Source organism: Sphingomonas sp. Ell38C01, assembly GCF_055231975.1.
In genome coordinates, this window is the sequence record NZ_JBUYVA010000001.1 from 1,607,232 (window position 1) to 1,621,331 (window position 14,100).

13 protein-coding genes are annotated in these 14,100 nt (G+C 68.5%); 5 read left to right on the top strand and 8 right to left on the bottom strand.

Translation table 11 applies throughout. The features are described 5' to 3' along the window. The first annotated feature begins 39 nt into the window (after nucleotides 1-39). Complete coding sequence (locus tag ACV7NO_RS07575; RefSeq protein ID WP_463405395.1) at nucleotides 40-1,320, top strand: glycoside hydrolase family 130 protein; 1,281 nt, start codon at nucleotides 40-42, stop codon at nucleotides 1,318-1,320. A gap of 4 nt (nucleotides 1,321-1,324) precedes the next feature. Here the strand turns inward: ACV7NO_RS07575 and ACV7NO_RS07580 are convergent, their stop codons facing one another. Together ACV7NO_RS07580 and ACV7NO_RS07585 are read right to left on the bottom strand one after the other, a co-directional pair. Beyond that, on the bottom strand, nucleotides 1,325-3,283 hold the full coding sequence (locus ACV7NO_RS07580) for an OPT family oligopeptide transporter (protein ID WP_463405396.1): 1,959 nt from the start codon (nucleotides 3,281-3,283) through the stop codon (nucleotides 1,325-1,327). A gap of 235 nt (nucleotides 3,284-3,518) precedes the next feature. After that, nucleotides 3,519-3,854 carry a VOC family protein gene (locus ACV7NO_RS07585; RefSeq protein WP_463405397.1) on the bottom strand — a complete coding sequence of 112 codons (336 nt, stop codon included), beginning with the start codon at nucleotides 3,852-3,854 and terminating at the stop codon, nucleotides 3,519-3,521. 173 nt (nucleotides 3,855-4,027) lie between these two features. Between ACV7NO_RS07585 and ACV7NO_RS07590 the strand changes: the two genes are divergently transcribed. Together ACV7NO_RS07590 and ACV7NO_RS07595 are read left to right on the top strand one after the other, a co-directional pair. Beyond that, entirely contained in the window at nucleotides 4,028-4,618 is a 591-nt protein-coding gene (locus ACV7NO_RS07590; RefSeq protein ID WP_463405398.1) for a TetR/AcrR family transcriptional regulator, read from the top strand. A gap of 35 nt (nucleotides 4,619-4,653) precedes the next feature. Beyond that, entirely contained in the window at nucleotides 4,654-5,955 is a 1,302-nt protein-coding gene (locus tag ACV7NO_RS07595; RefSeq protein ID WP_463405399.1) for a homoserine dehydrogenase, read from the top strand. Between the two features lie 25 nt (nucleotides 5,956-5,980). Here ACV7NO_RS07595 and ACV7NO_RS07600 read toward each other — a convergent pair whose 3' ends face one another. The 4 genes from ACV7NO_RS07600 to ACV7NO_RS07615 form a co-directional block, all read right to left on the bottom strand. Further along, complete coding sequence (locus tag ACV7NO_RS07600) at nucleotides 5,981-6,403, bottom strand: hypothetical protein (RefSeq protein WP_463405400.1); 423 nt, start codon at nucleotides 6,401-6,403, stop codon at nucleotides 5,981-5,983. Nucleotides 6,404-6,623: 220 nt separating this feature from the next. After that, the gene (locus ACV7NO_RS07605) at nucleotides 6,624-7,181 is read right to left on the bottom strand and encodes a hypothetical protein (RefSeq protein WP_463405401.1); all 558 of its coding nucleotides are present in this window, start codon (nucleotides 7,179-7,181) and stop codon (nucleotides 6,624-6,626) included. Between the two features lie 91 nt (nucleotides 7,182-7,272). After that, a complete protein-coding gene (locus ACV7NO_RS07610; RefSeq protein ID WP_463405402.1) occupies nucleotides 7,273-7,608 on the bottom strand; it encodes a DNA primase in 336 nt (111 codons plus the stop codon). Nucleotides 7,609-7,677: 69 nt separating this feature from the next. Further along, nucleotides 7,678-8,931 carry a multidrug effflux MFS transporter gene (locus ACV7NO_RS07615; RefSeq protein WP_463405403.1) on the bottom strand — a complete coding sequence of 418 codons (1,254 nt, stop codon included), beginning with the start codon at nucleotides 8,929-8,931 and terminating at the stop codon, nucleotides 7,678-7,680. 110 nt (nucleotides 8,932-9,041) lie between these two features. Here ACV7NO_RS07615 and ACV7NO_RS07620 point away from each other — a divergent pair, with 110 nt between their 5' ends. Next, on the top strand, nucleotides 9,042-9,524 hold the full coding sequence (locus ACV7NO_RS07620) for a hypothetical protein (RefSeq protein ID WP_463405404.1): 483 nt from the start codon (nucleotides 9,042-9,044) through the stop codon (nucleotides 9,522-9,524). Nucleotides 9,525-9,611: 87 nt separating this feature from the next. Continuing rightward, nucleotides 9,612-10,568 carry an isopenicillin N synthase family dioxygenase gene (locus ACV7NO_RS07625; RefSeq protein ID WP_463405405.1) on the top strand — a complete coding sequence of 319 codons (957 nt, stop codon included), beginning with the start codon at nucleotides 9,612-9,614 and terminating at the stop codon, nucleotides 10,566-10,568. A 162-nt stretch (nucleotides 10,569-10,730) separates the two neighbouring features. Here ACV7NO_RS07625 and ACV7NO_RS07630 read toward each other — a convergent pair whose 3' ends face one another. Continuing rightward, nucleotides 10,731-12,386 (bottom strand): helicase HerA-like domain-containing protein, encoded by a 1,656-nt coding sequence (locus ACV7NO_RS07630; RefSeq protein WP_463405406.1) that lies wholly within the window; start codon nucleotides 12,384-12,386, stop codon nucleotides 10,731-10,733. A gap of 165 nt (nucleotides 12,387-12,551) precedes the next feature. Then, complete coding sequence (locus ACV7NO_RS07635) at nucleotides 12,552-14,096, bottom strand: Do family serine endopeptidase (RefSeq protein ID WP_463405407.1); 1,545 nt, start codon at nucleotides 14,094-14,096, stop codon at nucleotides 12,552-12,554. Between the last annotated feature and the right edge of the window lie 4 nt (nucleotides 14,097-14,100).

Sequence of the window (14,100 nt, forward strand, 5' to 3'; positions counted from 1 at the left end):
CGTCGGCGCATTCGTTTCAGGCGACAGCGAGGCTTACTCTTGGATCTCTTCAACCATGCGTTGCGGTTGCATGCCGATCCGTCGCGCGTTGTCGTGCGGCCGTTCCATCTGGCGTGGCAGGCGAACGGGCAGGGGGTGAGCCGCTCACAGCGTCTCGTCAACGAAGTGCTCGAGATGACGAACCAGCAGGCGCGCGAGCAGCTGGAGACGGTGCTCAAGGATTTCGAGGCGCGTCACTGGCAGACGCGGCGCGTGTTCATGACGCGCTATGATGAGATCGAGGCGCAGCACGGGCTGAACGGCAGCGAGATCGGCGACGAGAAGCGCCAGCTGATCGGCGCGTATTTCTGCCACGAATACAGCTATGCCGCCGCCGCGCTGATGAACCCGAGCGCGGTGCCGCATTTCGACCAGTCGGGGATGCCCGAAGGATCGCAGCGAATCCTGATGAGCCTGCGTGCGGTGGGCGAGGGGCATATCTCCTCGGTCGCGTTCCGCGAAGGCATCATCACCAGCAACAACGAGATGATGCTGGCGCCCGAGCCGCCCTTCGCGACCGCGACGGACACGATCGGCGGTGACGAGGAGGAAGCGCCCGAGGGGCCGGTGACGGTCTATCGCCATCGCGACTCGACGCTGTCGGGGACGGTGATCTTCCCGATCACCAACGCACAGTCGAAGGGGCTGGAGGATCTGCGCCTCGTCCAGTTCACGCATGACGATGGCGAGGTCGAGTGGCTGGGCACCTATACCGCGTATAACGGCGCGAAGATCCAGTCCGAGCTGATGCGGACGAAGGACTTTCGCGCGTTCGACCTGGTGCCGATGACGGGCACCGCGGCGCGCAACAAGGGCATCGCGCTGTTCCCGCGCAAGGTGGGCGACCAGTATATGTCGATCGGGCGGCAGGACGGGGAGAACCTGTTCCTGCTCAAGAGCGACGACCTGTCGCACTGGGACGACGGCGCGCTGATCCTGAAGCCGGAATATCCGTGGGAGTTCGTCCAGATCGGCAATTGCGGCCCGCCGATCGAGATCGACGAGGGCTGGCTTCTGCTGACCCACGGCGTGGGTGCGATGCGCAAATATTCGATCGGCGCCGCGCTGCTCGACAAGGACGATCCGTCGAAGGTGATCGGGCGGACGCGCGAGCCGATCCTTGCCGCGGCGGACCAGGACCGCGAGGGCTATGTGCCCAATGTCGTCTATACCTGCGGCGCGATGCGGCATGGCGACAAGCTGTTCATGCCGTACGGGATCGCGGACAGCTCGGTCGGGTTCGCGTTCGTCGAGATCTCGAAGCTGCTCGAATTGATGTGACGCGTCAGCCGGCGGACGCGCGCGTTCGCCGGTAGAGCCACCAGACCAGCGCGGCGAACGCGACCGGTCCCGCGATGAGCGCGACCGGCGCGAAGTCCTCGCCGACGATCGCGAGCGGGGAATCGCTGCCCGAGCCCGCGACGATGCCGGCGAACACGACCTGCCACAGGCTCTCGCCGACGATCATGCCCGTCGCGGTGAGGACGCCCATGCGCTTCGCCGCCTCGACGTCGCCGCGCCGCTCCGCCCAGCGATCGTACAGGTGGCCGAGGACCGCGCCGATCACGACGGGCAAGGTCGCCGCCATCGGCAGGTAGACGCCGATCCCGATCGCGAGCGGAGGCAGGCGCAGCTTGCCGGTGCGGCCGAGGATCTCGTCGACGATCACCGCGACGACGCCCGCCAGCGCGCCATAGCCGATCATCGCCCAGTTGAGGTTGCCGCCGAGCACGCCCTTCGCCAGCGCGGAGATCAGCGCGGCCTGCGGTGCGGGGAGCGCGTCGGGCTTCGCGCCGGGTATGCCGGCGAAGCCGAAGGCGGCGTTGAGGAGGTCGAGGACGGGGGGGATGACGAGGCTGCCGAAGATCACGCCGAGGACGAGCGCGACCTGCTGCTTCCATGGGGTGGCACCGACGAGCTGGCCGGTCTTCAAGTCCTGCAGGTTGTCGTTCGAGATCGTCGCGACGCCGAAGACGACGCCGGTGACGATGAGCGCATAGGCGACGAGCGCCTGCATGGTGTCCGCGGGCAGATCGCGCCCGAACAGTCCCGCGAGGAGCAGTGCGGAGGCGAGGATCGCGAGAATGCCGATGCCGGAGACGGGCGAGTTCGACGCGCCGATGAGCCCGGCCATGTATCCGCAGACCGCCGCGATCACGAGCCCGATGACGACCACGAAGACGAGCGCCCCGCCGATCAGGAGGACCGCGGAGGTGACGAGCGGGCCGCCCGCGATCACCTCCCACAGCAGGATCGCGATGGGGACGAGCATGGCGAGGCTGATCGCGCCGACGATCCAGATCGGCAGGTCGCGCTCCTCGATCGGCAGCGCGTCGCCGCTGCGCGACGCGCCCGAGGCGGCGATCGCGCCGCGGATCCCGGCCATGACGGGGCCGATGATGCGGATCAGCGTCCACACCGCCGCGACGCTGATGACGCCCGCGCCGAAGAAGCGGACGTCGGTGCGGAAGACGCTGCCCGCCCATGCCTCGACCGGGCCGGGCATCGGTTGTGCGGCGGTAAGGACGGGCAACAGCACCCACCAGCCGAGCGCGAGCCCGACGAACATCGCCGCGCCCACCGACAGCCCGACGAGATGCCCCGCGCCGACGAGCGCGAACGACAGGCCGCCCGAGATGCCCGTCGCGCCCGCCCCGGCACGGAACCAGAGCGCGGCTTCGCCGACGACGAGCTTCATCTGCGTCGCGAGCGCGAACCCGGCGGAGGCGACCGCGCTGGCGACGATCGTGCGTAGTCCGCGGCGGCTTTCCTCCGCGCCGTCGCTCGCCGCGCCGACCTTGAGCACTTCGGCGGCGGCGCGCCCCTCGGGATAGGGGAGCGGCGTATCGAGGACGAGCGCGCGGCGCAGCGGAACCGAGAACATGACGCCGAGGATTCCGCCGGTCGCGCAGATCGCGGCGGTGGTGACGTACGGGAAGTGCGTCCACCAGCCGATCATGACGAGCCCGGGCAGCACGAAGATGATAGCCGCCAGCGTGCCCGCGGCGGACGCGACCGTCTGGACGATGTTGTTCTCGAGGATCGACGAGCCCTTGAACGCGCGCAGGATCGCCATCGAGATGACCGCGGCGGGGATCGAGGTGGCGAAGGTCAGCCCGACCTTCAGCCCGAGATAGACGTTCGCCGCGGTGAACAGCAGCGTGATGACCCCGCCGAGCAGGACGCCGCGCAGCGTGAGTTCGGCGATGGGGGTGCTCGGCGTGCTGGTGGGGGAGGTGGCCATGCGTGCTTGTGCCACGGCTGGTGCAGGGCGCAACAGGGGTTTGAGGGCTCGGAAGTTGCCGAAGTTGCCGCCACGTCGGGATGGAAATGTCCTGCCGAAAGCAGGGGCGCGTAACCCGAAGCGCGTGCGCTGTGTCCGTCGTGTGAAAGAGCGTACGACGATCCTACATGCGACGCGCCATGTAGGACATAGTTTCGCTCGCCCTTCCGGTCATTCTCCTGTCGCCGGCGGCGCGCTATTCAATAACCCGTCCGATCCGGACCAGAAGGCCGCTGGGGTCGCTGACGGAGAATTCGTACGTTCCCCACGGCTTGGCATGCGGTGCCCCGTCTTCGATGATAAGATCACGAACGCGGTCCGCGACCGCGTCGACATCGTCGACATAGAGGTAAAGTCCGAAAGGATTGTCTTCCACGGCTTTCGGCCAGCCGGGCGCGTAGGTGAGGTGCAGGTGCCAGCCGCGGCCGTCCTCCAGGATACGGTAATGCCCGTAGTCGCTGACGACGTCGAACGTCAGCCGAGCGTAGAACGCCTCGCTCGCATCAAGATCGCTGCACGGGATGATCGCCACTGCATGATGATCCATTGCCAGTCCTCCGAGATTGCCATCCTCCGATGATTTGCAGCCGAGACCAGCCCCTGGCGAGGGGGAAAACATGTCGGGGGCCGCGAAGCGGACATCGTGTCGCAGATGTCCGGCCGATTGCGCCCGCAAAAGCCTGCCGCCGATGATAGACCCCCCGCATGCCGAACCGACCCCAGACGGACAGCCAACGCGCGGCACGGACGCGTGCCGCCATCGTCGATGCGTTCGTCGCGCTGGCGCTCGAGCGTCGACACGATGCGATACGCGTCGCCGCGGTGATCCGGCAGGCCGGCATCGGAAAATCGACCTTCTACGAGCATTTCCGCAGCAAGGACGCGGTGCTGCTGTCCGCGCTGCACCCGGTGTTCCTGGCGCTTGCCACCGCTGCGTCCGGGCGGGCGGCGCGTTCCTATGTCCGGGACATGGTGCTGCACCTTTGGGACCGACGATCGATCGGACGATCGCTGATGGATTCGGCGACCGCGCCGATCGTTCAAAGGACTTTGGCGGAAGCCATCGTGCCGCATGCGGTTCGCACGGGTCTGGCCGAGGGGCGCGCATCGATCTGTGCGACGGGAATCGCGGCCGCGCAACTGGCGATGCTCCGCTGCTGGCTGGCGGGTCATGCCGCGGTGACGATCGACGATATGACGGACCAGTTGATCGCGTGTTCTACCATCGTCGCGAACGGTGAGCGTCCGGCTCGTCGCGCTGCTGCCCGTCTCGACAACGCACCCCCACGCCCCTAACCGGGCGTCTTCGATCTTGGTGTGGGGTGGGACGAATGACCGAACCGTTGCGGGTGGCGCTGGCCGGGCTGGGGACCGTGGGAGCGGGCGTCATCAAGGTGCTCGACACCAATGGCGACCTGATCGCCAGGCGCGCGGGGCGGCCGATCGAGATCGTGGCGGTCTCCGCGCGCGACCGGTCGAAGGACCGCGGTGTCGATATCGCGCGGTTCGACTGGATCGACGATACCTCCGCGCTGGCGGCGCATCCGACCGCGGACGTGGTGGTCGAGCTGATCGGGGGATCGGACGGCCCCGCGCTGACGCTGGCGCGCGCCACGCTGGCGGCGGGCAAGGGGTTCGTCACCGCGAACAAGGCGATGCTGGCGCATCACGGGTTGGAGCTGGCGCGCGCGGCGGAAGGCGCGGGCGTGGCGTGCAAGTTCGAGGCCGCGGTCGCGGGCGGGGTGCCCGTCATCAAGGGGCTGCGCGAGGGCGCGGCGGCGAACGAGATCATCCGGGTGACCGGGATCCTGAACGGAACGTGCAACTTCATCCTGTCGAAGATGGAAGCGGAAGGGCGCGATTTCGGCGAGGTGCTGGCGGAGGCGCAGGCGCTGGGGTTCGCCGAGGCCGATCCGAGCTTCGACATCGACGGCGTAGACGCCGCGCACAAGCTGTCGATCCTCGCCAGCCTGGCGTTCGGGACGCGGCCAGCGTTCGGAGAGGTCGCGGCGAGCGGGATCCGGCATGTCGTGGCGGCGGACATCGCGGAAGCCGCGGCGCTGGGCTACAAGGTGCGGCTGGTGGGCATCGCCGAGGCTGGCCCGCACGGGCTGTTCCAACGCGTGCACCCGCATCTGGTGCCGCTGGCGCATCCACTGGCGCACGTTACCGGATCGACCAACGCGGTGGTGGCGGAGGGCAATTTCGTCGGACGGCTGCTGTTCCAAGGCGCGGGGGCTGGCGACGGGCCGACCGCGAGCGCGGTGGTCGCGGACCTGATCGACATCGCGCGCGGGGAATATGGCCCACCCTTCGCGATGCCCGCCGACGCGCTGGTCGCGAGTGGCAAGGCGGACAGCGGCGAGCGGCGCGGGCGCGCGTATCTGCGCTTCACCGTCGCGGACCGGGTGGGCGTGCTGGCGGAGATCGCGGCGGCGATGCGCGATGCCGGGGTCTCGATCGAAAGCCTGATCCAGCGCGGCGCGAGCGGGGATGCCGACGAAGGCGGGCAGGTGCTGGTCGCGATCGTGACGCACGAGGGGCCGGAGCGCTGCGTGGCGCAGGCGCTGGAGCGGCTGCGCGGGTCGGCCAGCCTGGTCGGCGAGCCGATGTGGATGCATATTCTGGGGTGATCGTTCCCCGGCGGGGAAAGGGATTTCAGGGCGTGTTGTCCAGCGGGATCGCGACGCGGCCGGTCTTGTCGGGTTTCTTCGCGAAGGCGCGTTTGGCGAGATCGACCGCCCCCTTCACGATCGGCATCAGCGGCGGGCCGAAACCGACCAGGCAACCGCGCTGGGTCGCGGCGCAGGGCGTGCCTTCGGCGGCGAGTGCGCCGGCGCCGGTGACGAACTTGTTCGAGGGGGTCGGGCCGGGCGAGATCGCCTCGCCGGGGAGCGGGAGCGTCTGCGACGGGAGCGGATCGCCGCAGACGACGATGTCGTCGCCCGGCTTGCGGTCGCAGGGCTGGTCGCCGACGGGAACGAGGATCGAGAAGCGCCCGGGCACCGGGGGCGGGGCGGAGTGCGGGCCAGGGGCGACGGGGGCGGCCTGGAGCAGGATGGCGATCAGCGGTGTCAGCATGGGAGCGGATCGTGCCGCGCAATTGTGGCGGGCAGAAGTCGCCGCGGTAACCATGGGTCGCAGGCGTATCGTGACGGGCGTCGGCGCGATGGCGTGCGATGCATCCGCGCCGTCACCGCCTGTAGCCGATGTCGCACAGCCGGCAGGAAAGGGATGCGACTGGGGTTGCGGTCAACGCGGCCGATCTCGCGGCACTGGCGAACGCGATGGGGTAACCGCGCTATCGCGGTACGATCGGGCGGGGGCGCAGGCCAGATTCGCTGATATGCCAGCTGCGTTGTGCGGGTGTGGCGCCGTCAATATTGGCGGTGCGATGGAGGATCAGCGGGCCCTCGATCGCGAAGGGTCCGCCGCCGCCGGCGAGCGTGCCCGTGACGCGGACCGGGATTTCGACGTGGCGCTGGCCGGCGCCGGCGTCGATACGGCCGGGGTCGCCGATCTCCGCACGGTAGGTCGCATAGCGATCGAAGGTGGCGGCAAATGCCGTGTCCGACATCCCGGATGCCGAGCCGTCGTCGTCCCAGAGACGGCGGGCGGCGGTATAGTCCTTGTGCGCGATCAGCGCATAATAGCGGACGACGAGGTTGCGCGCGTCTTGTCGGTCGCCCGCTTCGGATACGTCGCGTCTGTTTCCGGGCGTTGCCGCAACGGGCGCGGTACGGTGCGCGTCGGCATAGGCGTCGACCGCCCCCTGTGCGGCATTGGCTGCTGTCGCGACGTCGACCTGATTGGCCTGCGAAGAATCGTCACGATCGCAGCCACCGAGGAGCGTGGCCAAGGCGATTATCGTCGCGATGCGCATATAGGAACCTTTCGAACGACATGCGCGGCAGGCGCATCGCAGGACACATGCCGCGCTACGCCGGTGCTCAGGGCGCGATGGCCTTGTCGTCGCGATCGTCGATGTCATCGTCGAGCGTGCCGGCGTCGAAATCGGCCTGGACCTCGTCCTCGTCGATGTCGTCGTCATCCTGATCGACCTCGTCGTCGGCCACGGCGGTTTCGCCATCGGCCATGCCCAGGTCATCCTCGTCGTCGGTATCGTCGTCCATCCCGAGATCAGGGTCGAGATCGACGATCACGGTGCCGTCGGTCGGCCCGTTGCGCGTGGCCTCGAGGATCTCGGCGCGCTGGCTCTCGTCATAGCCATCCTCGTCATAGCCGTCGTCGCCGGTGCCTTGGCCTGAAACCTGATAGCCACCCATCGTCCGTCTCCACTCATGTGTGGGGTGCGAACGGTGCGCAGGGGCTGGCGGTTCCGCGGCGTGATACGATCAGGCGGGACGGAACAGGCGGCCGCGCTCGGTCCAGACGACCAGTGAGAGCGCGGTCACGCCGGCGATCAGGAAACCGGCGGTGAGGGGAACGCTCGATCCGTCGAACGCCTGTCCGATCATCGCGCCGACCAGCGTACCGCCCGTGACGCTGACGAAGCCCTGCACGCTCGACGCCGTGCCCGCGATATGCCCCATCCGCTCCATCGCCATCGCGGAGAAGTTGGAGGTGGCGAGGCCGAAGCTGCCGAGGGTCAGCGCCTGGAGGATCGCGAACGAGACCAGCGTCTCGTGCCCGCTCGCCGCGACCGCGAGGTGGACGCCGCTGGTCGCGATCAGGACGAGGACCGCGGCGTGGCTGATGAGCCGCGTGCCCAGCCGCATCACGAGGCGCGCATTGGCAAGGTTCGCGAGCGCCATCGTCGCCGAGGTGGTCGCGAACACCACGACGAGCATGTTCGGGCGGGCGAAGACGTCGGCTACGATCTGCTGGATCGAATTGAGATAGCCGAACAGCGCGCCCTGAAGGCAGGCGGACGCGCAGGTGTAGCCGAGCGACCAGCGATCGGTGAGCGTCGTCCGCCAGCCCGCGGCGGTGCGCGAGAGCGACAGCGGCTGGCGATCCCGCGGGTCCATCGTTTCGGGCATGCGCCAAGCGAACCAGGCAAGGACGAGCGCGGCGACGACCGCGACCGTCCAGAAGATCGCGCGCCAGTTGCCGAACAGCAGCACGCCTGCGCCGAAAGTGGGGGCGAGGACCGGGACGATCATGAACACCATGAACGCGATCGACATGACGCGCGCCATCGCGCGCCCCGCATAGCGATCGCGAACCATCGCGATGCAGGCGACCCGGGTCGCGGCGATCGCGGCACCGCCCATGGCGCGCGCGCACAGCAGCAGCACGAAGCTGCCCGAGACCGCGCACAGGACGTTGGCGACGACGTAGAGCGCGAGCATCGCGACGAGCAGGGCGCGGCGGCCGTAGCGGTCGGCGAGCGGACCGTGGACCAGTTGCGCGACCCCGAACCCGCCGAGGAACGCGCTGACGACGAATTGCCGGCGGTTCTCGTCGGCGACGTCGAGCGCAGCGCCGATCGCGGGGAGCGCGGGGAGCATCGAATCGATGCCGAGCGCGCCGAGCGCCATCAACGCGGCGATCAGCGCGACGAACTCCGCCATCGGCATCGGGGCGCCCTGGCGAGCGATCAGGGGTGTGCCCTGATCGGTGATCGGCGATGCGGGTGTCGTCATGGGCGTGCAACTAGGGATGCAAGGCTGCCCCGTCACCCCGTTGCAGGCGATTGAAACCGGAGTGCATACGTATTAGCTGTATTGGCGACGCAATACACGGGAGACGTTCGATGACCCGCACCATGCTGGCGCTCACCGTCGCGGCCGCCGCGCTGACGGCGTGCAACCGCTCCGACGACGGTACGTCGATCGCGATCGACACCGGCAACGGCGCGGGCGCGGCGGTGGACGGCCGAACCGGCGAAGTGAAGATCGACACGCCGATGTTCAAGGGCGCGCTCAAGCTGCCCAAGATCGCGATGAACGCGGACGATTTCGACGTGAACGGGGTGCATCTGTTCCCGGGCTCGCGGATCGAGAATCTCGACGTGGCGGGGCAGGGGAAGGGGGACGGCACGGTGACGGTGCGGTTCAACAGCCCGGCGACGCCCTCATCGGTGCAGGACTGGTTCAAGCGCGAGTTCGAGAAGAAGGGGATGGCGTTGACGCCGGACGGCGCCGGGCTGCGCGGGACGACCGGGGACGAGCCGTTCCGGATCGAGCTGGCGCCCGACGGTGCGACGCGATCGTCGGGGATGGTGCGGATCGGGTAGCCGGCGAGCGCCGGACCGGTCGCCGGACTGGCAGCGCTCGGTTCCGTGCGCTATACGGGAAGTTTCCCGATGGAACGGACATTTGCCATGCTCGACACTCCCCTCGCTCAGGTTCCCACGCTCAGCCTGAAGGACCAGGCGACCGATCCCGATGCGTTCGCGGCGGCGTTGGGGGCGTCGTTCGAGCGGTTCGGGTTCGCGGTGGTGGCGGACCACGGCGTGCCGCAGGACCTGATCGACCGCGCGTGGCGCGATACCGAAGCACTGTTCGCGCGGCCCGAGGCGGAGAAGCGCGGCTATTTCGTCGAGGGCGGCGGCGGCGCGCGGGGCTACACCCCGTTCAAGACCGAAATCGCCAAGGACGCCAAGCATGTCGACCTGAAGGAATTCTGGCACGTTGGACGCGAGCTGCCCGCTGGGCATCGGTTCGCCGGCGACATGGCGCCCAATATCTGGCCGACCGAGCCCAAGGACTTCAAGGATACGTTCGTCGAGCTGTTCGCGGCGTTCGATACCGCGGGCGACAGGCTGCTGTCGGCGATCGCGCGCCATCTGGGGCTGGCGCCCGACTGGTTCGACGCGGCGGTAAAGGACGGCAACAGCGTGCTCAGATTGCTGCATTATCCGCCGATCCCGATCGATGCGGAAGGCGTACGCGCGGGGGCGCACGAGGACATCAACCTCATCACGCTGTTGCTGGGTGCGGAAGAGGCGGGGCTGGAGCTGCTCGACCGCGATTCGGGGCGATGGCTGGCGATCAAGCCGCCCGAGGGTGCGATGGTCGTCAATGTCGGCGACATGCTCCAGCGGCTGACGAACCATGTCCTGCCCTCGACCACGCATCGCGTGACGAATCCGCCGCCCGAGCGGCGCGGCCACTCGCGCTATTCGATGCCGTTCTTCCTGCATCCCGCGCCCGACTTCCTGATCGAGACGCTGCCGCAGACGGTGACCGCGGAGAACCCGGATCGGTATCCGACGCCGATCACCGCGCAGGATTATTTGTACGAGCGGCTGGTGGAGATCGGGCTCATCAAAAAATAGGGCTGGGCTGCGATCTCCGGAGTATTCTGAAATCCCGCTTGTGCTGAGCTTGTCGAGGCACTGTCCTTCTTTTCTATGGTGGAGAAGAAGGGCGGCACTTCGACAGGCTCAGTGCGAACGGGTTGGGGTCGGGTGCGAAATATCGAGGGGTGGCGATGGTCTTCACCGCCCCTTGAACAGGCCGCCCAGCACACCGCGGACGAGGCCGCCGATCAGTCCGCCGCCGGATGCGGACGAGCGGCGGCCGGTGCCGAAGATCTGCTTGCCGACCTCGTTCGCGACCTGACGTCCGATCGAGGACGAGGCGGAGCGCAGGACGCTGTTGGTGATCTTGGTGACCGGCGAGTTCGCCGCCTCGCGCTCTGCGATACGGCGCTGGCGTTCGGCCTCGCGCTCGGCGGCGATGCGGTCGCGCTCGGCCTGTCTGGTGGCGACCGCGTCGGCCTTGGCCTGCGCTGCGGCGGCCTTGTCGGCGTCGCCCTGCGCGCGGGTCTGCGCGGCGGCGGCGGCGGCTTCCTGCGTCTTGGCGGCGAGCATCTCTTCGGCGGACTGGCGATCGACCAGCGTGTCGTACTTGTCGCCGATCGCGTCGGTTTCGATCATCACCTTGCGTTCGGCGGGCGTGATCGGGCCGACGCGCGAGGCGGGGGGTTTGATGAGGGTGCGCTCGACGGGGGAGGGGGCGCCGTCGGGCAGGAGGAGCGAGACGAGCGCCTCGCCGACCTTGAGCTCGGTGATCGCGGTGGCGACGTCGAGGCCCGGGTTGGCGCGGAATGTCTCCGCGGCGGAGCGGACCGCGGCCTGATCGCGCGGGGTGAACGCGCGAAGCGCGTGCTGGACGCGGTTGCCGAGCTGGCCCGCGACGGTATCCGGGATGTCGATCGGGTTCTGCGTGATGAAATAGATGCCGACACCCTTCGAGCGGATGAGGCGGACGACCTGTTCGATCTTCTCGAGCAGCGCCCTGGGCGCGGCGTCGAACAGCAGGTGCGCCTCGTCGAAGAAGAAGCAGAGCTTCGGCTTGTCGGCGTCGCCGACCTCGGGAAGATGCTCGAACAGCTCGCTCATCAACCATAGGAGGAAGGTGGAGTAGAGCTTGGGCGCCGCCATCAGCTTGTCGGCGGCGAGGATGTTGACGATGCCGCGGCCGGTGTCGTCGGTGCGGATGAAATCGTCCATCTCGAGCGCGGGCTCGCCGAAGAAATGCTCGCCCCCCTGGCTGCGGAGCTGGAGGAGCGAGCGCTGGATCGCGCCGATGCTCTGCTTGCTGACATTGCCGTAGGTGGTGGTGAGTTCGTCGGCGCGCGCGCCGCATTCGGCGAGCATCGCCTGGAGATCGTCGAGATCGAGGAGGAGCAGGCCGTCCTTGTCGGCGACATGGAACGCGATCGTCAGGACGCCCTCCTGCACCTCGTTCAGGTCCATCAGGCGGGCGAGGAGGAGCGGGCCCATCTCGCTGACGGTGGTGCGGATCGGGTGGCCCTGCTCGCCGTACAGGTCCCAGAACTGCGTCGGGGTGTCGGCGTAGCGCCACGCGGTGTCGCCGATCGCGGCGGCGCGGGCGGCGAAGATCTCGTGCGTCTTCGCGGTCGGCGAGCCGGCCATGGCGAGGCCGGAGAGGTCGCCCTTCACGTCGGCGACGAAGCAGGGGACGCCCGCGTTCGAGAAGCCTTCGATGATGCCCTGCAGCGTGACGGTCTTGCCGGTGCCCGTGGCGCCCGCGATCAGTCCGTGGCGGTTGGCGCGTTTGAGTTCCAGCGTCTGGGGGGCGGTGCCACCTTCGCCTGCGCCGATGAAGATGCCGGTCATGGGCTCCATTCTCCGTTTGTCCTGAGCGTGTCGAGGGACTGCCCTTCTTCTGCCGGGAAGAAAAGGCAGCACTTCGACAGGCTCGGTGCGAACGGAACAAGGAGCGGATGTTTCAACCAAAAAAAAGGGCCGCCGCGGTTGCCCGCGGCGGCCCTGTCGTTCGGTCGGTCCGGCTTACTTCAGCTTGACCGCGATATAGCCGCCGCCCGCACGCCCGCGGGTGACGAGGAGGAGGACCTGCGGCCGGCCCGCAGCCTTCGCGGTGGCGACCGCGCGGGTGACGTCGGCGACGGTGCGGACGGGGACGCTGTTGATCGCGGAGATCACGTCGCCGCGACGCAGCTTCTGCCCGGCGTCGCTCGACTGGTCGACGCTGGCGACGACGACGCCCTGGACGGTCGAATCGACGCCGACCTGGCGGGCGATCTGCGGCGTCAGCGGCACGACCTGGAGGCCGAGCGAGGCCGCAGGCGCGGTGGCCGCGCTGCCGCCCTGGTTCTCGTCGGGCAGCCCGTCGTCATCGTCGCCGCTGCCGATGCTGGCGATCGCGTCCTCCGACGGGCGAACCGCGACGGTGGCGTTGATCGTCGTCGGCTTGCCGTCGCGGATCACGTCGAACCGCGCGTTGGAGCCCGGTGCGATGTTCGCGACGAGATACGACAGCGTCTGGTCGGGATTGACCTCCTTGCCGTTGACGCGCGTCACGACGTCGCCCGCGCGCAGGCCCGCCTTGGCGGCGGGGCCGCCCGGCTCGACGCGGCCGATGATCTCGCCCTGATTCTTGGGCAGGCCGAGCGCGGCCGCGATATCGTCGCCGACCGGCTGGATGCCGACGCCGAGATAGCCGCGCTTGATCGACTGGCCCTTCATCAGCGTCGCGATGATCGGCGAGGCCTCTTCCGCGGGGATCGCGAAGCCGATGCCGACATTGCCGCCGGTGGGCGACAGGATCTGCGAATTGATGCCGATCACGTCGCCGTTCATGTTGAACATCGGGCCGCCCGAATTGCCCTGGTTGATCGCGGCATCGGTCTGGATGAAGCGATCGAGCGGGCCGGTCTGCCCGGTGGCGCGGTGGACCGCGGAGACGATGCCAGCGGTGACCGTCGAGCCGAGGCCGAACGGGTTTCCGATCGCGACGATCCAGTCGCCGACGCGGCTGCGCGCCGAATCGCCGAACTTGACGAAGGGCAGGTTCGCGCCGTCGATTTTGAGCAGCGCGAGATCGGACGCAGGATCGCGGCCGATCAGCTTCGCCTTATATTCCTTGCGGTCGATCAGCGTGACGGTGATCGCCTCGACGGTCGCGTTCTTGGCGCCCGCCGCGACGACATGGTTGTTGGTGACGACATAGCCGTCGGGCGAGATGATGAAGCCCGAGCCGAGCGAGGTCGCCTCACGCGTGATCGGCGCGCCGCCCTGTCCGCCGCCCTGGTTGGGCACCTGCATCCCGAACTGGCCGAACAGCTCGGCAAGCGGGTTGTTGCCCTGCTGCTGCGCGACGGTGACCTTCTGGTCGGTGGAGATGTTGACGACCGCGGGCTGGAGCTTCGCCACCATGTCCGCGAAGCTCATCGGCGCACCGGCCTTGGGCGCGGCGGCCTGAATCGCGCCGGGCTCGTTCTGCGCCACCTGCGCGCTGGCATCGTTGTGGAGCGAGATCGACGCGGCGGCGCCGCCGAGCAGTAGGGCCCCGGTCAGGGCATAGGCATAGCGCACGATA